The sequence below is a fragment of the Streptomyces sp. TLI_185 genome, assembly GCF_003814765.1.
In the GTDB taxonomy this organism is placed as follows: domain Bacteria; phylum Actinomycetota; class Actinomycetes; order Streptomycetales; family Streptomycetaceae; genus Streptomyces.
Genome location: NZ_RKRB01000001.1, coordinates 739,912 through 759,271, shown reverse-complemented (window position 1 = coordinate 759,271; position 19,360 = coordinate 739,912). Strand labels below are relative to the sequence as shown.

The 19,360-nt window shown below is 70.4% G+C and carries 17 protein-coding genes; 7 read left to right on the top strand and 10 right to left on the bottom strand.

Going from position 1 to position 19,360, the window contains the following annotated elements:
- Positions 1-279: 279 nt before the first annotated feature.
- The 3 genes from EDD92_RS03410 to EDD92_RS03400 are packed head-to-tail and all read right to left on the bottom strand — an operon-like array spanning position 280 to position 2,902.
- Positions 280-1,107, bottom strand: coding sequence for a hypothetical protein (locus tag EDD92_RS03410; protein ID WP_123962927.1), 828 nt, complete (start codon positions 1,105-1,107; stop codon positions 280-282).
- Positions 1,104-1,742 (bottom strand): hypothetical protein, encoded by a 639-nt coding sequence (locus tag EDD92_RS03405; protein WP_221268076.1) that lies wholly within the window; start codon positions 1,740-1,742, stop codon positions 1,104-1,106. The genes EDD92_RS03410 and EDD92_RS03405 overlap by 4 nt, the downstream gene beginning before the upstream one ends.
- Entirely contained in the window at positions 1,739-2,902 is a 1,164-nt protein-coding gene (locus EDD92_RS03400) for a tryptophan dimethylallyltransferase family protein (protein ID WP_123962926.1), read from the bottom strand. The genes EDD92_RS03405 and EDD92_RS03400 overlap by 4 nt, the downstream gene beginning before the upstream one ends.
- A 1,490-nt stretch (positions 2,903-4,392) precedes the next feature.
- Between EDD92_RS03400 and EDD92_RS03395 the strand changes: the two genes are divergently transcribed.
- The gene (locus tag EDD92_RS03395; protein ID WP_123962925.1) at positions 4,393-4,836 is read left to right on the top strand and encodes a spore-associated protein A; all 444 of its coding nucleotides are present in this window, start codon (positions 4,393-4,395) and stop codon (positions 4,834-4,836) included.
- A 139-nt stretch (positions 4,837-4,975) separates the two neighbouring features.
- Positions 4,976-5,518, top strand: coding sequence for a GNAT family N-acetyltransferase (locus EDD92_RS03390; RefSeq protein ID WP_123962924.1), 543 nt, complete (start codon positions 4,976-4,978; stop codon positions 5,516-5,518).
- Positions 5,519-5,524: 6 nt separating this feature from the next.
- Here EDD92_RS03390 and EDD92_RS52330 read toward each other — a convergent pair whose 3' ends face one another.
- Complete coding sequence (locus EDD92_RS52330) at positions 5,525-6,043, bottom strand: hypothetical protein (protein ID WP_399181727.1); 519 nt, start codon at positions 6,041-6,043, stop codon at positions 5,525-5,527.
- Between the two features lie 31 nt (positions 6,044-6,074).
- Positions 6,075-6,956, bottom strand: coding sequence for a universal stress protein (locus EDD92_RS03380; RefSeq protein ID WP_123962923.1), 882 nt, complete (start codon positions 6,954-6,956; stop codon positions 6,075-6,077).
- Positions 6,957-7,583: 627 nt separating this feature from the next.
- On the opposite strand from EDD92_RS03380, the gene EDD92_RS03375 reads away from it, so the two are divergent.
- The 5 genes from EDD92_RS03375 to EDD92_RS03355 all read left to right on the top strand — a co-directional run bounded on the left by EDD92_RS03375 (position 7,584) and on the right by EDD92_RS03355 (position 14,455).
- Positions 7,584-10,277, top strand: a complete 2,694-nt coding sequence (locus EDD92_RS03375) for a bifunctional GNAT family N-acetyltransferase/acetate--CoA ligase family protein (RefSeq protein WP_123970247.1) — start codon at positions 7,584-7,586, stop codon at positions 10,275-10,277.
- Positions 10,278-10,288: 11 nt separating this feature from the next.
- The gene (locus EDD92_RS03370; protein WP_123962922.1) at positions 10,289-11,020 is read left to right on the top strand and encodes a CBS domain-containing protein; all 732 of its coding nucleotides are present in this window, start codon (positions 10,289-10,291) and stop codon (positions 11,018-11,020) included.
- A gap of 16 nt (positions 11,021-11,036) precedes the next feature.
- Complete coding sequence (locus EDD92_RS03365; protein WP_123962921.1) at positions 11,037-11,546, top strand: flavodoxin domain-containing protein; 510 nt, start codon at positions 11,037-11,039, stop codon at positions 11,544-11,546.
- A gap of 212 nt (positions 11,547-11,758) precedes the next feature.
- Positions 11,759-13,819: a discoidin domain-containing protein gene (locus EDD92_RS03360; protein WP_260326291.1), complete on the top strand. Its 2,061-nt coding sequence runs from the start codon at positions 11,759-11,761 to the stop codon at positions 13,817-13,819.
- A gap of 27 nt (positions 13,820-13,846) precedes the next feature.
- Positions 13,847-14,455, top strand: a complete 609-nt coding sequence (locus EDD92_RS03355; RefSeq protein WP_123962919.1) for a TetR/AcrR family transcriptional regulator — start codon at positions 13,847-13,849, stop codon at positions 14,453-14,455.
- Between the two features lie 2 nt (positions 14,456-14,457).
- Here EDD92_RS03355 and hypE read toward each other — a convergent pair whose 3' ends face one another.
- From hypE to EDD92_RS03330, 5 genes are read right to left on the bottom strand one after another with little or no spacing between them, the layout of a single operon-like run.
- Positions 14,458-15,492 carry a hydrogenase expression/formation protein HypE gene (gene hypE, locus EDD92_RS03350; RefSeq protein ID WP_123962918.1) on the bottom strand — a complete coding sequence of 345 codons (1,035 nt, stop codon included), beginning with the start codon at positions 15,490-15,492 and terminating at the stop codon, positions 14,458-14,460.
- Entirely contained in the window at positions 15,489-16,592 is a 1,104-nt protein-coding gene (gene hypD, locus EDD92_RS03345; protein WP_123962917.1) for a hydrogenase formation protein HypD, read from the bottom strand. The genes hypE and hypD overlap by 4 nt, the downstream gene beginning before the upstream one ends.
- A 16-nt stretch (positions 16,593-16,608) precedes the next feature.
- On the bottom strand, positions 16,609-17,229 hold the full coding sequence (locus EDD92_RS03340) for a CBS domain-containing protein (protein WP_123962916.1): 621 nt from the start codon (positions 17,227-17,229) through the stop codon (positions 16,609-16,611).
- Positions 17,222-18,595 (bottom strand): Ni/Fe hydrogenase subunit alpha, encoded by a 1,374-nt coding sequence (locus EDD92_RS03335; RefSeq protein WP_123962915.1) that lies wholly within the window; start codon positions 18,593-18,595, stop codon positions 17,222-17,224. The genes EDD92_RS03340 and EDD92_RS03335 overlap by 8 nt, the downstream gene beginning before the upstream one ends.
- Positions 18,592-19,359 carry an oxidoreductase gene (locus EDD92_RS03330; RefSeq protein ID WP_123962914.1) on the bottom strand — a complete coding sequence of 256 codons (768 nt, stop codon included), beginning with the start codon at positions 19,357-19,359 and terminating at the stop codon, positions 18,592-18,594. Before EDD92_RS03330 ends, EDD92_RS03335 begins: the two co-directional genes overlap by 4 nt.
- Position 19,360 lies beyond the last annotated feature (1 nt).

Genomic DNA, 19,360 nt, shown 5'->3' with positions numbered 1-19,360 from the left:
GTCCGGCGCACCGCAGACCCCATACCCCTGGCCCGAGCTTCGCTGAAGCCGTGGAGGCGGCCACGTGCGGTTGCGGTAGCTCGGACGAGGCGACGCCGTAGTGGCGAGCCAGAACTATGGCCTGCCCGGCAGATCTTGTGACTGTCAGGCGATCGGATCACCGCATATGACCTTCACTCGGGCCGGGGGTCACGGTGGAGCCGGTGAGGTGCCTGCTATGTGTCCGAGGCCCTGATCTGGGAGGTCGGGCCGTGGAGGTCGGTGTGCGGGGTGTGGGTTCTACCGGTCCAGGAGTCGTGCGCGCCAGTGGGTGAGGCTTTGTGACAGGTCGCTGTCTGCGGGAGTCAGTCTGGGAAGGCAGCTGTCGATGTAGTGGAGGTAGAGCGGAACGAGCTCGGCGTGGAGGAGTTCGGTGAGGTGCTCTGCCGAGGCCGGCTGTCCGTGGCGTGCGTCCGTCGCGGCACGGACGAGCTCCACGGCTACCGGTGAGGGGTGTGCGAGGTGGTGACGGATCGCGTCGTCGGTGGATCCGGGATCCGCAGTGGCGGCGGTGTAGAGGAACCTGAGGGGGAGCAGGACAGCCTTGGTGAACCGTCTGATGTCGTTCGCCAGGCGCGCGGGGTTGTGGAACTCGGCCAGTACGGGGCCCGTCGCGAGCACCTCAAGCGCGAAGCGGACGCTGTCGGTCAGCAGCGTGTCGGCGCCCGGTTGTTTCACATCCTGGCGTACATCCTCGCCCAGGAGCAGCTTGCCGCTGGTCTTGAGGTCTAGCCGGTCGACAGCTGGGAATCTGCCGTCGTCCCGGTTCGTGCGCAGGGCCGGCAGAGAGCTCCAGAACACCGACAGGCGCTGGTGGGAGCTGTCCTTCTCCTGGAGGTCGCGGGTTGCACGGTGGATGGTCCGGTCGTCGTCGTGATGGCGGTCCGTCAGAACCAGTCCGAGGTCGATGTCGCTGACGGCGGGTGCGAACCCTCCGTGCGCGAGGCTTCCCAGGGCGTAGGCCGCGACGAGGCGGCTGCCGAGGGCTTGCCGGAACAGCCTCGCGCAGCGTTCGGCGATCCTTGTGGCGGAGCCTGCGTCGAGGGCCTCCTGGGGGAACGTGCTCATGCTGGGGCGGCGGTGTCGCGGCGCGCCAGCTCGGCGATCCGGTCGGAGACCATGGTGATGATCTGCCAGGCGCGGTCAAGGAGTTCAGTGACATCGCCGAGCTGCCACTCCGGGCGCTCGGAGAGCAGACGGTAGCCCATCTCGATGTGCTCCTCGTCCGCTTCGTCGTGCAGCGCGAAGTAGGCGTTGCCGGGGAATGCCAGGGAGCCGGCATTACTGAAGGTGAGGCTGCCGGCCTCCAGCACGAGGTGGGCCAGGACGACACGCTGCAGTCCGGGCAGGGTGCGGAACTGGTCGACGAACCAGGCGGCTCCGGCTTCGACGACCGGGTCCCAGTCGGCGGTCCGGCTGGTGCGGCGGCTGTCCGCCAGGATGTCGTTGTGGCCGAGCTCCTCCTGCTGGTGCTGCAGGGCGAGTTCCTTGAGCTGCGGGTCGGTCTCGAACGCGACCCGGGCACTGATCATCCGTTGGAACGCGTCCGACCACGGTGCCACGTGTGCCAGTACGGCGTCCTTGGTGGCTGACGGTGTTGTGGGGTCCTCCAGCAGGACGATCAGGTCACTGGCGCGGTAGTCGCGGACGTGCTGTTCGTTCCTGTCGGCGACTTCCCGTAGGGGCGCGGGCATGGTGGTCATAGGGATTCGTCCTCCAGGAGGGCGCTTTGGGACGGCTGTGGCGGCGGGCTGGGCTCGTCGGCCTGAAGGGGGTAGACCGGAAACCTGAAGTAGACGGACACATCGCCGTCATGGCCGAGCGAGCGGTAGCTGACCAGCTCCTGGAGGCCCCGGCTCTGGTTCAGCGGCCGTGGCGCCACGGCGTGGAGGAGGGCGTGGTGACGTTGCGAGTCGAGGCCCTCGTGCACCATCAGTGCGCCGATCCTGGCCGCGGCTTCCTCATCGGACGCGGTGAAACTCGACACCCGGAAGTAGGTGGTCGACTCGTCGGCGCATGCGGCGTCCGGCCGAAAGGCCAAGCAGGTCAGCGGGGCTTTCCCGGCGGCTTCGGGGCCTGTGCCGAGCAGAGTCCGGAAAGCCGAGCGAGCCCTGTCCGGTTCATGGGCCCGGGCGAGCGAGGCCATCTGTTCAAGGACCGCGACGCTGCTGGTGTGATTGCGGTAGTAGACCTTGGCCCGAGCCCGCGCGCTGGTGTCCAGGTCGAGGGCGAAGAACTCCAGTTCGCGCTCGGCTCCGTCCGTCTGTGTCCCTCGGGCCACCCGTGCGCAGGTATCGGCCCACGCGGCGCCCATCGCGAGGCGTTCCATCGCCTCGCTCACCAGAGCGTAACGTTCCTGCAGGGACACGGCGTACAGCCCGAAATAGATCTTGAAGGCCGGAGGGCGCCCTGGCTGCCAGGCCAGGGAGTGCCACACGGGTACTGGCACTGTCCCCGGGCCGGCGCCCGGCGCGAACACATCGGCTACCTTCCCGTAGCGGTCGAGACTGACCAGCGGCTCCCCGGCCAACCGGTCCGTCAGCGCCGCCGCGGCGGTCCGGTTGGAAGCCGCGGTGATGGGCCTGTTGGCGCCCAGCGCCTCGAACAAGATGCGCAACTCCGGTCTCCCCTGGGACCACTTCACCGACATTTCTGCGGGGAAACCGTCACCGGCGACGTACGAGGGGAACGGGCACGCCTGCCCGACGGGCATGTCGGCCCATGGCCGCAGAAGATCGTGGACCTGGTCCGTCACAGGCCCGCTCATGGCCTCCGGCAGGCCGAGCCCGTCGCACATTTCGGTCCAGCGTTCGCAGAGGAACCCGCCGATGGAATGCCCTTCACCTGAGAAGATGCTGTCCACTCACCCATCCGTTCTCCAAGCGTTCCGCCCCCTCCCACACCGGCGATTGACCGCTCATCGCACGCGGGACGAAGCCATCGACCCTGAGGGGATGTGCAGGCATTTCACGCAAGGACTGCGCGATCGCCTTTACAACCCCGCAGTTGTCCCCGCGGAAATGGCGCACACGAACCGCTTCACCGCCGGTGTCGACAGATCTCGCTGCGTCTGAGGCGAGCACCACTCTGCAGGCGCTCAAGCGGGCGATCCAGCTATTCGACGAGGATCGAAAGGGTGGCCTTGAGCGTGGCGCGACAACGCCCCAAAGGCCTCCGCCGGAGCTCCCGATGGGAGTGTCAGGAACAGGATCTGACCTTGAGTTTCAACCTCCGCGCCGGTGCGGAGGAGGCTGTCGTAGCGCCCCTGGCAGACTCTGCCCGCCATGGGCACCGAAGCGTTCTGGCGCGCTCGATGCCGCCAAGGGCAGTGACCAGTTGCACGATGTCGCCGTCCTCGACCATCGGTCGGCCCCGCCCGCGGAAGAGATCCTCGCCTTCGAACACCGCCTCTTCTCCCGTCTGCGCGAGGCGGTCTACCGCTGGGACCTGTGGGAGGCTGCCTGCCTCATCGGCGGGGCTGCTCCGATGACCGGACCTGGGCTCCGAGGCGCTCGCCATTCGCACGAGCCCGGCAGGCCTCCTCATGCCGGCTGAGGGCGAGCTGCTCGGCCTGCTGCTGCTCTGCCCGGCGGTGGTGCAGCAGGACCTGCAGGTGTCCGCCCCGCCTCCGGGACAAGCCCAGGTCGGTCCCATTCCCAGCCACGTGATCACGACACCGAACGGGCCCATGCGGTTGCTGACGCAGAGCGCGTCTCGTATTCGCATCCGCAAGGAGAGCTTCAGGTCTTCCCGGTGCCCTCCCACACGTGGTCACCCGCGGGCCAGGCAAACGCCAGCCGGAGGTGTGGGATCAGATGGAAGGAGTCCTGACGCCCCGCAGCTACCCCGCGCCAGCGACTTCCCCACAACTGCCGGTGCCTCACCGGCCGTCCGTGGCCGGCGAAGCCAGAGAACGCCAGTAAAGAGCGCGTCGCATGCAATCAGCACGGGGGCTCTCCGCATACCGGCACATCGGCGCTCCATGCCCGCTGCTGAAATTCCGTTCGGGTCCCAATGGAGTCAGCAGCCTGCGGCGGCCAATTGCGGCTGCCGCCGACAGGAGTCCGTCCAGGTCCATCCTTTCGATGCTCTTCGAAAAGATGGACCGTGTGTTGCTGAGGTCGCAGAGTGGTGTGGGCATGACGGGATGAGAGAAACACACGGGCTTACCGGTCACAGGTGAATGGTTCGTGACCTGATGGCCCGCCAGGCATGCCGCGACAGAACAGCGACACAACGGCCCACCCTCGTAGGCGCTCCCTGATCTCACCATGCGTGGGGGGCAACGACCAGCCGTCCCGGTGGCATTGACCCACATGACACCTCGTCGAACACATCAGCAGGGGGAACACCATGAAACTGTCCCGTCGCGCCGTCACCGCCACCGCCCTGGCTGCGCTGGCCCTCGGAGGCACCCTCGCCGCGACCACTCCGGCTTCGGCGGCCACCACCAAGCCCACCGCCAAGGCGGCGGCCGCGGCGACGTACAACGGTGCCTGCGGCTCCGGCTACACGGTCATCGACTCCACGCCGGTCGGGAACTCCGGCAAGGTGTTCCTGACCTGGAACGCATCGACCGGCAAGAACTGCGCCGTCACCGTCCGCAACGCCGTGGGCAGCAGGATCAACATGAGGGTGACCCTGGACGCCCTCGGCGACTCGGACGAGCCCGCCGTGGACTCCGGCACGTACACGAGCTACGCCGGCCCGGTCTACGTCGAGGGCCGCGACTCCTGCGTCGCCTGGGGCGGCACCATCGGCAACGCCTCAGCCGAAGACTCCGGCCACTGCAGCTGATCCAGGGCCCGGGGGGCCGGCGACCTCCCGCCCCCGGCACCATCGAACCGCCTAAGGCAGCACGCCCGCCCCGCAGCGAGAACGCCCCCCGCGGTGTCGCCGGCACCGCCTGGTCCAGCCGGTGATCCAGAATGATTGGATGGTCACGCTTGAGACTCCCCGGTTGATCCTGCGTCGCTGGCGCGAGGAAGACGTTGCGCCCATGGCTGCCATCAATGCCGACCCCGAAGTCATGCGGTGGATCCGTGACGGCAGTGTCCGTGACGAACAGCAGACTCGCGGCGGGATCCAGGCGTGGGAGAGCGAGTGGGAGTCACAGGGCTTCGGCCTGTTCGCCGTGGAGATCCGGTCCACTGGCGAGCTGGCCGGGTTCACCGGCCTTTCGGTGCCCGACTACTTGCCGGAGGTGCTACCGGCGGTTGAGGTCGGCTGGCGGCTGGGGCGTTCTCACTGGGGGCAGGGCTTGGCCACCGAGGCCGCTGCAGTCGCCGTACGGTTCGGGTTCGAAGAGCGAGGGCTGGACCGGATCGTCAGCATCGCTCAAGTGGGCAACGAGGCCTCCGAACGGATCATGACCAAACTGGGGATGCATCCCGTTCGCGAGACCGTCAATCCCACCGGGGGTCGGCGAGTCCGGGTGTTCGAGTTGTCGTCGGACCAGTACGTCACAACCACTCGTTGATGGCGGCTACGAGGCCGGTAGCCTCGTAGCGGCCGACGCGTTTGTGGTACCTGGTGGCCACGGCTCGATGTCTCTTGAGGCGATTGATGCCGCACTCGACCGCGTGCCGGGTCTTGTGGTCCTCTGGGGCGCACTTCGGTGGCCGGCCACCGCTCGGACGCTCGCTTCCTGCGGTTGTGTATCTGGTCGGCCTTGTCCGGAATGTTGAATGGTGAGCATCAGCGCGATGAGCGCTCCGGCCAGGTACTCGTGCACGAGCAAAGGGCCGCCGAGTGCCAGCACAGCGATCACGTCGACGCCGGCGTGGCCGCGCCGCAGGTCGGCCGGCACCCAGCCGAGCGCCGGGCCCACGGCGGCGACGGTGCCCAGAGCCCAGCACAGATCGGCGAGACCGGGAGCGCCGGCGAGCCGGCCGACGCCGCCGGCGACGAGTGCGGCCGCCGTCACGGTCAGCAGGACGGGTTCGAGCCCCGCCGCGCCGAACAGCCGGCACTGCTGCTGTTTCCCCATGGTGCTTCGGTCCATGACAAGCCTCGATCGGGCGGCTGGTTGCGGGTCAGTCGTGCGTTACCACGGCGACGGGGCACGGCAGGTGGTGCAGGGCCGCGTGTGCGACGGGGCCGAGCTTCCAGGTGAGCGGCGAGGGATGGCGTCGGCGGCCCACCACGGTGAGCCTGCTGCGCGCGGATGCCGCGAGCAGAACCTGTGACGCAGAACCCCGGGCGACATGGTCGACGACCTCGACGCCGGGGAACTTCTCCTGCCACGGCGCGAGGTCGGCGGCGAGCCGTGTGCGTTCGTCCGCCTCGTAGCCGTCCCCGGGACTGGGTGCGTGCGGATGCGTCACCAGCGACGACGGCGGCAGCGCCCGGACCGCGCGCACCCGGACTCCGTGGGCCTCGGCTGCCGTGAAGGCGAACTCCAGCAGCGCATCCGCGGTCGGCGCGGGTTGCTGGACACCGACGACGACCTCCTGCCGGTCTATCGCCGCCGGGTGGCTCCAGCCGTGCGCCACGGCGGGATCGCCGGCCCGCACGGTCACGGAGGGGCACTGGGCCAGACCGAGGACGTGCAGGCTGACGGAGCCGAGCAGGAAGCCGGCCACGGAGCCGTGGCCTCGGGAGCCGAGCACCAGGAGCGTCGCGGTCTCGCCCGCGTCCACGAGGGCCTTCGAGGCGGGCTCCGAGACCAGTTCCGTGACCATGGAGAGGCCGGCGTGCCGGTGCAGCAGCTCGGCCTCCGTCCGCTGCAGCACCCGTCCTCCGTGGCGCTGCTTGCTGAGGGCTTCCTGCGCGACGGGCACGTCGAGCGGCTGGGTGGTCCAGGAGTGCAGCAGCAGCACGGGCAGGTGCCGGACCACGGCTTCGTGTGCCGCCCACCATGCGGCTGTCACGCTCGCGGGAGAGCCGTCGAGCCCGACGACGACAGGTCCGGCCATGGCGCACCTCCGGTGTCGGCACGGCGAATGCCGCGCGTATACCTCCCACTCTCAAGGCTGGCGGCCGCACGACCGGCGAGGGAGGGCCGGACGGTGCGTCCCTTGGGCCCGTATGGCCCCCTGCGAGGCGATGCCGTGCGACGGACGCCGGCTTTCGAAGGCGAGAGGGGGGCCGCCCGGACGACGGCGCCGGACACGGTCGCACATCCTGGACGCCCGGAGGCTGTCCGTCATCGGCCGGACCGGCGCGGTCATGGCCGCAGGCACCGTCGCCCTGCCGGCCCCGGCCCGTCCTCTCGGCGGCACGGACACCGCCCTGACCATGGCGTTCACGGCGGTCGTCCGGTATCAGCTGTGTGCCGCCGACCATCTGCCTGGGCACGCACCGTCTTCGGGACCATGCCCCTCTATGCGGCGCGGTGGGCGGTGCTCCCGGGCACCGCGTCCACGGTGCCGCTCGCCGAACCGGCCGTGCGCGCCGTACAGACGGTCCTGCGAGGCCGGGCGAACGGTGGAGCAGCCGGCACCGAGGGCCGACCGGCCCCCGTGTCACCGCCGGTCAGCCCATGGGACCTCGCCCCGTTCCGCTGGACGCTCGAGGTGGAGAGAAACCTGGAGGAGACCGCGATGACGGACCACACGACCAGCGCGCCCCCGGTCCATGCCCTGCTCGCGGACGGCACCACGGTGTGCATCCGTCCGGCGGTGGCAGCCGACCATGAGCAACTGCAGGGGCTGTACGAGGAGATGTCCCCGGAGAACCTGCGGCTGAGGTTCTTCGGTGTCAGCCCGCGTTCCGCCGAGATGGCCGCCGACCGTGCCTGTGCCGCACCCCGCCGGGGATACCGTGCGCTGCTGGCCGAGCGGGCGGGCCAGGTGATCGGTCTCGCCGAGTACGATTCCGGCGGCGTCGGCACCGAGGCCGACATGTCCATTGCGGTCGCCGACGGGCTGCACCACCGCGGCGTCGGCACCCTCCTCGTCGAACACCTCGTCTCCGCCGCACGCGCGGAGGGCATCACGTCGTTCACCGCAGACGCGCTCAGCGAGAACCGCGAGGTGCTCCGGCTCTTCGCCGACCTCGGCCTGCACCTCGGCCGGCGCTTCGAGGGCCCCGAGATGCGCTGCACCATCGCGCTCGACGAGGACGACACCTACTTCTCGGCGGTCGAGGAGCGTGGCCGGGCCGCCGACGTGCTCAGCCTGCGCCCCCTGCTGCGGCCGCAGGTGATCGCCGTCATAGGGGCCGGGCGCAAACCGGGCTCCGTGGGCCGGGCGATCCTGCACCATCTGAAGGCCGGCGGCTACACCCGCCGCATGTTCGCGGTGAACCCCGCCGCGACCTCCCTCCTCGGCGTGCCCTGCCACCCCTCGGTCAGCGCCCTGCCCCTGCCCCCTGACCTCGCCGTCGTCGCCGTACCCGCCGCCGCGGTCCCCGCCACCGCCGAGGAGTGCGGCAAGGCGGGCGTACGGGCCCTGCTCGTGGTCACCGCCGGGCTCGACGCCGACCAGGCGCAGGCGCTCCTGACGGCGTGCCGCACCTACGGCATGCGACTGGTCGGCCCCAACTGCCTGGGCCTGTCCAACACCGACCCGGAGCTGAGCCTGGACGCGACCTTCGCCGCGAACCACCCACGCCCCGGCACGGCCGGCGTCGCCGTGCAGTCCGGCGGGGTGGGCATCGCCCTCCTGGACGGGCTGTCCCGGCTGGGCATCGGTGTGTCGTCCTTCGCGTCGCTCGGCGACAAGTACGACGTCAGCGGCAACGACATGCTCCAGTGGTGGGAGAGCGACGGCCGCACCCGCCTGGCGCTGCTGCACCTGGAGTCGTTCGGCAACCCCCGGGCCTTCTCCCACACCACCCGCCGTGTCGCACGCCGTATGCCCGTGCTCACCGTCGACGCGGGGCGCACCGACGCGGGCCGGCGCGCCGCCGCCTCGCACACCGCCGCGGCAGCCACCCGCACCATGACCCGCGCGGCGCTCTTCACCCAGGCCGGCATCACCGCCACCCGCTCGGTCGGTGAACTCCTCGACGCCGCGGCCCTGCTGCACTCCCAGCCGCTGCCCGCCGGACCCCGGATCGCGATCGTCACCAACGCCGGCGGAGCAGGAGTCCTCGCCGCGGACGCCTGCGCCGAGGCCGGACTGACGGTGCCCGCGCCCACCCCGCAGCTGGTCGACGACCTGCTCGCCCTGCTGCCCGGCGGCGCCGCCGCCGGCAACCCCGTCGACGCCACCGCGGCCGTCACGGAGGACCAGCTCGCGCAGTGCGTCGACCGTCTCATGCGGCACGGGGACGCCGACGCTGTCCTGGTCGCCCTGGTACCCACCGCCGTGGCCGCGGCCACCGGTGACGACCTCGTACGGGCCGTGACCCAGGTGTCCGGACCCCGGCCGAAGGCGGTGGTCGCCGTACGCCTCGAACAGGCACTGCCCGTGGAGCTGCTGCCCGCAACCGACGGCAGCACCGTCCCGTCGTACGCCGAACCCCAGGCGGCGGCACGAGCGCTGGCCCATGCCGTTCGCCGCACGGAATGGCTCGCCCGTCCCGCCGGGACGGTCCCCGACCTCGACGGCGTCGACACGGCACGTGCCCGATCCGCCGTCGAAACCTACCTCGAAGCCCTCCCGGACGGCGGCTGGCTCGGTCCGCGGGAGTGCGCCGCACTGCTCGACTGCTACGGCATACCCCAATTGCCGTGGGCCTGGGCCGAGACCGAGGACGATGCCGTCCTTGCCGCCGACCGGCTGCGCGGCGCCGACGGCCGGGTGGTCATGAAGGGCCACTGGCCCGGTCTGCTGCACAAGACCGCCGAACACGCCGTCCATCTCGACCTGCGCGGCGACTCCCAAGTGCGCGCCGCCTTCCGGGACTTGGAGACCCGGTTCGCCGGCCTGCTGACGGGTGTGGTGCTGCAGCCGCTCGCCGACCGCGGCACCGAACTGTTCGCGGGCGTCGTCCAGGACGAGGTCTTCGGCCCGCTCGTGCTGTTCGGCCTCGGCGGCACCGCGACCGAGGTGCTCGCCGATCATGCCGCGCGCCTCGCCCCGCTCACCGACCACGACGTGCACGACCTGATCACGGTGCCGCGCTGTGCTCCGCTCCTGTTCGGCGCGAACGGTGCGCGGCCCGTCGACCTCGAAGGCCTCGAACAGCTGCTGCTGCGCCTGTCCCGGATGGCGAGCGACCTGCCGCAGCTCGCCGAGGCCGACTTCAACCCCGTACTCGCGACACCGGGCGGAGTGACCGTGCTCGATGCACGGGTGCGCCTGCTGCCGCGCAGGCCCCACGACCCGTATCTGCGCCGCCTGCGCTGAGGAGGAACGTCATGAAGCACAACAAGGTCGGCTCCGTGATGACCACGGAGGTCGTCCGCGCCGAGTACGGCACCCCGTTCAAGGAGGTCGCACGGCTGCTCGGCGAACACCGCATCAGCGGACTGCCGGTGGTCGACGAGGACGAGAAGGTCATCGGGGTCATCTCCGAGACGGATCTCATGGTCCGCCAGGCCGAGACGCCGGACCCGTTCGAGCCGAAGAAGCGCCACTGGCCGGCCTCGGTGACGCGTGCGTCCCGGCAGCGGGCCACGAAGGTCAGGGCCCGCACCGCCGGTCAGCTGATGACAGAGCCGCCCCTGACGGTGCAGGCCGACAACACCATCGTCGAGGCGGCCCGCACCATGGCACAGCACCACATCGAGCGGCTGCCCGTCCTCGACGAGGAGCACAGGCTGGTCGGCATCGTCACCCGCCGCGACCTGCTCCAGGTCTTCCTGCGGCCCGACGCTGACATCCGCACCGAGGTCGTCGAAGAGGTGCTGGTGCGCACGCTGTGGCTGCCGCCGCGCAGCATCGACGTCCAGGTGGTGGAGGGCGTGGTCACGCTCTCCGGTCACATGGAGCGCAAGAGCGAGACGGAGATCGCCGTCTCCATGACCCGTCAGATCGACGGAGTCGTCGCTGTCGTCGACAAGCTCACCTACCGGCTGGACGACGCCAGGATCCAGCCCCAGGAGCAGGCCCTGCACGGCGTGGCCGACGACTGGCTGCGCAAGCTGTGAGAGGAGGCGGACCGCCATGCCGGTCAACGTGCTGGTCGCCTACGGGACGACGAACGGATCGACCGCGCAGATCGCCGAGGCCGTGGCCGAGGTCCTGCGCAAGGAGGGACTCACGGCCGCCGCACTGCCGGCCGGGGCCGTCGTGGACCTGACGGGGTACGACGCCGTCGTGGTCGGCGGCGGACTGTACGCCGGACGCTGGCACAAGGACGCCCGCCGGTTCGTGCGCCGGCACCGCCGCGCACTGGCCGAACGCCCGCTGTGGTTCTTCAGCAGCGGCCCGCTCGACCCCTCGGCCTCGGAGCGGGACATCCCGCCCGTGCCGGGTGTGCGCCGAGCGATGACCCGGCTCGACGCCAGGGGACATGTCACCTTCGGAGGCTGCCTGCAGGAGGGTGCCAAGGGCCGCATCGCCACGATGATCGTGCGCAACGGAAAGGGTGGGGACTTCCGCAACTTCCCCGAGATCGAGGCATGGTCGGCGCGTGTCGCCGGCGAACTGGTGGCGGAACGGGCGAATAACTGAACAGCGGGCTGCGCACTGAACGCGGTGCGGGCAGCTGAGGGGCACGGCTTCGTGGCGCGTGGCCGGCGGGAGCCGCGCGCCATCAGGTCAAGCGTCCCGGACCCTTGACTCGGAAGGTGCCCGCACCCATCCTCGTCCCATATCTTGCGCAGGTCATGACAACCTCATGGGTTGGTCGACCGCGCGATCCCGCCGACCGAGGGACGTGGGCCGTGACGCCGACTCGACGCTCGTATCGCAAGCGCAAGAACGTCACCGTGGTGTCGCTGCTTCTCCTTCTCCTGGCCCTGGTCCTCGGCCCCGCGCCGAGTTCCGCGGCCGGCAACGACTGGTGGATCCCGGCCTCACGCCCAGCCCCGGACGCCCAGGTCAACGTCACCGGCGAGCCGTTCACCGGCACCGATTCCGCGGGCGACGTGCGCGGATTCGTCGACGCGCACAACCACCTGTTCTCCAACGAGGCCTTCGGGGGCAGGCTGATCTGCGGCAAGGTGTACTCCGAGGCCGGGGTCGCGGACGCGCTCAAGGACTGCCCCGAGCACTACCCCGACGGCACCCTCGCGATCTTCGACTACATCACCCACGGCGGCGACGGCAGGCACGACCCGGTCGGCTGGCCGACCTTCAAGGACTGGCCGGCGTACGACTCGATGACCCATCAGGCGAACTACTACGCCTGGCTGGAGCGGGCCTGGCGCGGCGGACAGCGGGTGCTCGTCAACGACCTCGTCACCAACGGCATGATCTGCTCGGTCTACCCCTTCAAGGACCGCAGCTGCGACGAGATGACCTCCATCCGGCTGCAGGCGAAGCTGACGTACCAACTGCAGGACTACATCGACAAGATGTACGGAGGCCCCGGCAAGGGCTGGTTCCGGATCGTCACCGACAGCGCGCAGGCCCGTGAGGTGATCAAGCAGGGCAAGCTGGCCGTCGTCCTGGGCGTGGAGACCTCCGAGCCGTTCGGCTGCAAGCAGATCCTGGACATCCCGCAGTGCAGCAAGGCCGACATCGACAAGGGGCTCGACGAGCTGTACGCGATGGGCGTGCGCTCGATGTTCCTGTGCCACAAGTTCGACAACGCGCTGTGCGGCGTCCGCTTCGACTCGGGGGGCCTCGGAACGGCCATCAATGTAGGGCAGTTCCTCTCCACCGGCACCTTCTGGCAGACGGAGAAGTGCACCGGCCCCCAGCACGACAACCCCATCGGCACCGCCTCCTCCGCCGCGGAGAAGGACCTGCCGGCGGGCGTGGACGTCCCCTCGTACGACTCCGACGCCCAGTGCAACAAACGCGGCCTCACCGACCTCGGCGCATACGCCGTGCGCGGCATGATGAAACGCAAGATGATGCTGGAGATCGACCACATGGGCGTCAAGGCGGTCGGCCAGGCCCTGGACATCTTCGAGGCCGGGTCCTACCCCGGCGTGCTCTCCTCGCACAGCTGGATGGACCTGAACTGGACGGAGCGGGTCTACTCCCTCGGCGGCTTCGTCGCCCAGTACATGCACGGCTCCCAGGGGTTCGTCGCGGAGGCCGGCCGCACCAAGGCGCTGCGCGACAAGTACCACGTGGGCTACGGCTACGGCACCGACTTCAACGGCATCGGCGACCATCCGGCCCCGCGCGGCGCCGACGCCCCCGACAAGGTCACCTACCCCTTCAAGAGCGCCGACGGCGGCTCGGTCATCGACCGGCAGACCACCGGTGAGCGCACCTTCGACTTCAACACCGACGGCGCAGCCCACGTCGGCATGATCCCCGACTGGATCGAGGACATTCGACTCAACGGCGGCCAGGCCGTGGTGAACGACCTGATGCGGGGCGCCGAGTCCTACCTCGACACCTGGGGAGCGACCGAGCAGCACCAGGCATCGGTCAATCTGGCCAAGGGTGCGAGTGCCACCGCCAGTTCGTCCGAGTGGAACCCGTTCACCAGCTACCAGCCGGGCCGGGCCGCCGACGGTGACGAGGGCACCCGCTGGGCCAGCGACTGGAGCGACGACCAGTGGTGGCAGGTCGACCTGGGCGCAACCCACCGGGTCAGCCGGGTCACGCTGGACTGGGAGCGCGCATACGGCAAGTCGTACCGCATCGAACTCTCCACCGACGGCACCGACTGGCAGACCGTCTGGTCCACCACGTCCGGCGACGGCGGCCTGGACACCGCCCGCTTCACCGGCACACCGGCCCGCTACGTCCGCATCCACGGCCTCGGCCGCGGCACCGACTGGGGATACTCGCTCTACGAGGTGGGCGTCCACAGCGCCTGAGGCCCGTCACCACAACCGAGGACACACATGGCACGCATGCCGTCGGCCGAGCGGCGCAGACAGCTGACGGAAGCGGCGATCAGGGCGATGGCCCGGGACGGCGTCGCCAGAACGACGACCCGGTCCATCGCCGCCGAGGCGGGCGTGTCCCTGAGCGTCTTCCACTACTGCTTCGACTCCAAGCAGGCCTTGGTCGAGGCCGTCATCACCACCCTCACCGACCACTCGGTGACCGTGGTGAAGCAGGCCCTGCGGCCCAGAGCCACGCTCGTGGAGACCGTCCGGGCCGGCTTCCAGGCGTACTGGGACCATGTGCGCTCCCACCCCGACGAGCACATGCTCACCTACGAACTCACCCAGTACGCCCTGCGCGAGCCGGGTTTCGAGCACCTGGCGCGACGGCAGTACGAGCTGTACGGCGCCGCCTACGCCGAGCTCATCGACGGGTTGCGCCGCACCATGGATCTCCAACTCGCCGTCCCCGCCTCGGTGCTGGCCCGCTACCTGGCCGCCATGACCGACGGGCTGACCCTCAACTACCTCGTCCTCGGCGACGAATCGGCCTGGACCGACATCCTCGACACGGTCACCACCCACATCGCAGGCCTGGTCCACGACGACGCTCGCCGGGCCTAGCCTCAGCAGATCCGCGGCAGCTGCTCGCCGAGCGGCATGTCCACGATGCGGCGGGCGCCGACCAGCGTCCGCAGGGTGACCCGCCCGCGCGGCCCCTCCCGCAGCACCTCGCCGATCTGCACCGCCTGCGCCCCCTCCGGCAGCGACCGCAGGGCGGCCAGCGCCCGTTCGGCCGCGCCGGCGTCGACGAAGGCGACCAGGCAGCCCTCGTTGGCGACGACCAGCGGGTCCAGACCGAGCAGGTCGCAGGCGGAGGCCACCGCCTGGGGCACCGGGACGGCACTCTCCTCGATCTCCACGGCGACGGACGAGTCCCGGGCGATCTCGTTGAGCGCGGCGGCCAGCCCGCCCCGGGTCGGGTCGCGCAGCACGTGGATCGCGGCGCCCAGCGGCGCCAGGGCATGCACCAGCCGGTGCAGTGGCCGTGTGTCGGACGAGATGTCGCTCTCGAAGCCGAGCCCCTCACGGGTGCTCAGCACGGTCGTGCCGTGCAGCCCGACCGGCCCGGACAACAGCACCACGTCGCCCGCGCGGGCCAACGCGGCCGACGGGCACAGCAGCTCGTGCCGCTGCCCGACGCCGGTGGTGTTGATGAACAGACGGTCGGCCGCACCACGGCCCACCACCTTGGTGTCCCCGGTGACCACGGGCACGCCCACGTCCTGCGCCGCCTTGCCCAAGGAGGCCATGACCGACCGCAGTTCGGCCAGCGGCAGGCCCTCCTCGACGATGAGGGACACGGACAGGGCTTGCGGCCATGCGCCCCGCATGGCGAGGTCGTTGACCGTGCCGTGCACGGCGAGGGATCCGATGTCCCCGCCGGGGAAGAACAGCGGGCTGACGACGAAGCTGTCCGTGCTCATCACCAGGCCGGGATGACCGGGCAGCAGTGCGGCATCCTCCAGCGGGCCCGTGCCGCCGCCCACGGCGGGCAGCACGAGTTGGTCGAGCAGCTCCGCGGTGAGGCGTCCGCCGGCACCGTGGCCCAGCAGGACGACCTCGTCCTCGTGGTTCGGGGTGGGGCATTGGATGCTCATGCCGTGCTCCTCGTCGGAGTGCGTCCGGCCGCGTGGAAGGCGGCGCAGGTGCCCTCGGACGACACCATCGGTGCGCCCAGGGGGTGGCGGGGGGTGCAGCGGGTGCCGTACGCGGCGCAGTCGGTCGGCAGCTTCGCCCCGGTGAGGATGGCGCCCGCGATGCACTCCGCGTCCTCGACGGGGCACAGCCCGGTCACGTCGAAGCGGCGGGCCGCATCGAACTGCCCGTACTCCTCGGCCAGTTCGAGACCGCTGTCGGGCAGTGCCCCGATGCCGCGCCAGGCCCGGTCGGTGACCCGGAAGACCCCGCGGACGGCGTCCTGCGCGTCGGTGTTGCCGGTCCGCCGTACGGCCCGCACGTACTGGTTCTCCACCTCGGCCCGGCCGGCCTCCAACTGCCGCACGGCCATCAGGATGCCCTCGAGCAGGTCCAGCGGCTCGAAGCCGGTGACCACGATCGGTACCCGGTAGCGGGAGGCGATCGGCTCGTACTCGGTCCAGCCCATCACCGCACACACATGCCCGGCCGCGAGGAAGGCCTGCACCTCGCAGTCGGGGTCCTCGAGCAGCGCCGTCATGGCGGGCGGCACGAGGACATGGCTGACCAGCATCGAGAAGTTCGTCAGCCCGAGGCGGGCCGCGTGCAGCACCGCCATCGCGTTGGCCGGGGCGGTCGTCTCGAAGCCGACCGCGAGGAAGACCACCTCCCGGTCGGGCTGCTCGGCGGCCAGGCGCACGGCGTCCATCGGGGCGTAGACCACCCGTACGTCCGCGCCGCGCGCCCGCAGCGACAACAGGTCGGTGTCCGTGCCGGGCACGCGCAGCATGTCGCCGAAGCTCGTGAGGATCACGCCGGGCCGGGCGGCGATCGCCATGGCCCGGTCCAGGGTCTCCAGCGGGGTGACGCACACCGGACAGCCGGGCCCGTGGATCATGCGCATCCCGGCGGGCAGCAGTTCGTCGATGCCCTGGCGCACCAGCGTGTGGGTCTGCCCGCCGCACACCTCCATGATCCGCCAGGGCCGCGTGGCGGTCTGCCGCAGCTCGTCCAGCAGCCGCCGGGCGAGGACGGGATCGCGGTATTCGTCGAGGTACTTCATCGGCCCTCCGCGTCCGTCATCGATGCGTGAGGTCGAGCCGGATGTCCACGACCCCCTCCACCGCCCGCACAGCCCGCGCCACCACGGGCACGAGCATCCGGTCGGGCAGGGAGCCGGCCAGCGTCACGACGCCCTCCTTCACGCTCACGGTCAGGGGAGTGGTGACCGGCAACTGGCCCAGCACGCTGTGCCGGATCTCCTGGGCGATCTCCTCGTCGTCACGGAGGAAGACCTTCAGCAGATCACTGCGGCTGACCACACCCTGCAGCAGGCCGACCCCGTCCACGACGGGCAGCCGCTTGACGTGCCGACGGGCCATGATCCGGGCGGCCTCCGCCAGCGAGGCGTCGGCGTGCACGGTCACGGCCGGGGCGCTCATCAGCTCGCCCGCGGTGATCGCGCCGGCCTTCCTCCGAGCGGCCGGATCACCCTCTTCGGTGTCCCGGAACTCCTCCTTGGCCATCAGATCCGCCTCGGAGACCACCCCCACGACGCGGCCCTCGCCCGCCAGGACCGGCAGGGCGCTGACCTTCCACTGGTCGAGCAGTTCGACGATCTCCTTGAAGGGCGCCTCACTGCCGACGGCGACGACGGTGTGCGTCATCACATCGCTCACGGTGTACGGAGATTCAGGCATCACAGCCTCCCGAAATGTCTTCCGAGGTGTCTGACGAGGTACGCACGACCGTCAGGTCGAGGAAGTGGGTGGAGCACGAGATGCACGGGTCGTGGTTGCGGATCGCCCGCTCGCACAAGGCCGTCAACTCGGCGTCGTCCGGGTCGCGTTCGCCGATCGCCCGCTGGGCCAGCCGACGCAGGTCGTCCTCGATCGCACCCTGGTTCTGCGCCGTCGGCGGCACCAGCAGCGCACTGGTCACGAGACCGTCCGCGTCCAGTTCGTAGCGGTGATAGAGGAGTCCGCGGGGCGCCTCGGTGGCGCCGTGGCCGACGCCCGCGACCGGGGGCACATCCATGTACGGCTGTGTGGGCGGCTCGTACGCGTCGATGATCCGCAGCGCCTCCGCGACGGCGTACACGCTCTCCACCGCCCGCACCAGGATCGACCGGAACGGATTGCGGCACACCGCGCCTTCGCGCGGATCGCCCAGCCCCGCCTCCACGGCCGCCTCCAGCGCAACCGGCGACAGCCGTGCACCGCCGATCGCGAACCTGGCGAGGGAGCCAGTGAGATGCAGCCGTCCGTCCAGCCGCGAGTGCAGCGCGGTGGAGTGCTCCACATGGGTCTCGGCGACATGCCCGGTGAACTCACGCACCGGGAAGGAAGCAGTGGAGCCGTCCGTGCGCAGCACCGTCGGCGTACCGCCTTCGATGGCATACGTGTCCGGGGCGGCCAGCGCCAGCAGATCGGCCTCGACCTCGGCATCCGGGAACTCAAAGCCGGCCACCCAGCGCACGGTCTCCCACGCGTCGTCCAGCGCCTGCTTCAACTGCTCGGCGAGCGGCCGTAGTTCGGCACGCGTCGGCACCCGGTGGAAGCCGCCCAGCCGTACGTTGACGGGGTGCACGGCCCGCCCGCCGATCAGCTCCATCAGGGAGTTGCCCGCCTTCTTGAGCCTGAGCCCGCGCTCGACCTCTGCCCGGTGAGTGCGGGCCAGCTCGATCGCGCTCGCACGTCCCAGGAAGTCCGGGGCGTGCAGCAGGTAGATGTGCAGGACCTGGCTCTCGATCCACTCCCCGCAGTACAGCAGCCGGCGCAGATCCCGGATCACCGGGTCGACCGCCACCCCGCACGCGTCCTCGATCGCCGCGCACGCGCTCATCTGGTACGCCACCGGGCAGATCCCGCACACTCGCGCCGTGATGTCCGGCGGTTCGGTGTACGAACGTCCGCGCAGGAAAGCCTCGAAGAAGCGCGGCGGTTCGTAGATCTCCAGCCGTGCGTCGGTGACGGTGCCGTCGTGCACCTTCAGACGCAGGGCGCCCTCGCCCTCGACCCGGGACAGCGAGCCGACGTGCAGGACACGGGATCCGCGGTGCGTCACTTGCCCAACTCCTCTTCGAAGGCCGCCGTGTTGAAGGTGTGCAGGAACCGCTCGACGTCGTCCTCGTCGAGGCCGTCGCGGCGCAGCAGCGGGATCAGTGCGGGCAGGTTCACCGACCCGGACGGGCCGAAGCAGCCGAAGCAGCCGCGGTGGTACGCCGGACAGAGCGCACCGCACCCGGCGTGTGTGACCGGACCGAGGCACGGCGTGCCATGGGCGACCGTCACACAGACCGTGCCGCGCCGCTTGCACTCGAAGCACACGCTGTGGTTCGGCACGTCCGGCTTGCGGCCGGCGAGGAACGCGGTGATCACCTCTATGAGCTGCCTGCGGTCGATCGGGCAGCCGCGCAGCTCGAAGTCGACGTCGACATGGGCCGACACGGGGGTGGAGGTGGCGAGGGTGGAGATGTACTCGGGATGTGCGTAGACCGTGCGCCGGAACTCGTCGACGTCCGCGAAGTTCCTCAGGGCCTGGATGCCGCCGGCCGTGGCGCATGCCCCGATGGTCACCAGGTGGCGCGAGGCGGCGCGGATCGTCCGGATCCGTTCGGCGTCCTCGGCCGTGGTGATCGAACCCTCGACCAGGGAGAGGTCGTAGGGACCCGCTTCCACCGCGCTGGACGCCTCCAGGAAGTGCGAGATGTCCACCTCGCCCGCCAGCGCCAGGAGTTCGTCCTCGCAGTCCAGCAGGGTGAGCTGGCAGCCGTCGCAGGAGGCCAGCTTGAACACCGCGAGCCGGGGCTTGGTCTTCGTGGCGGTCATC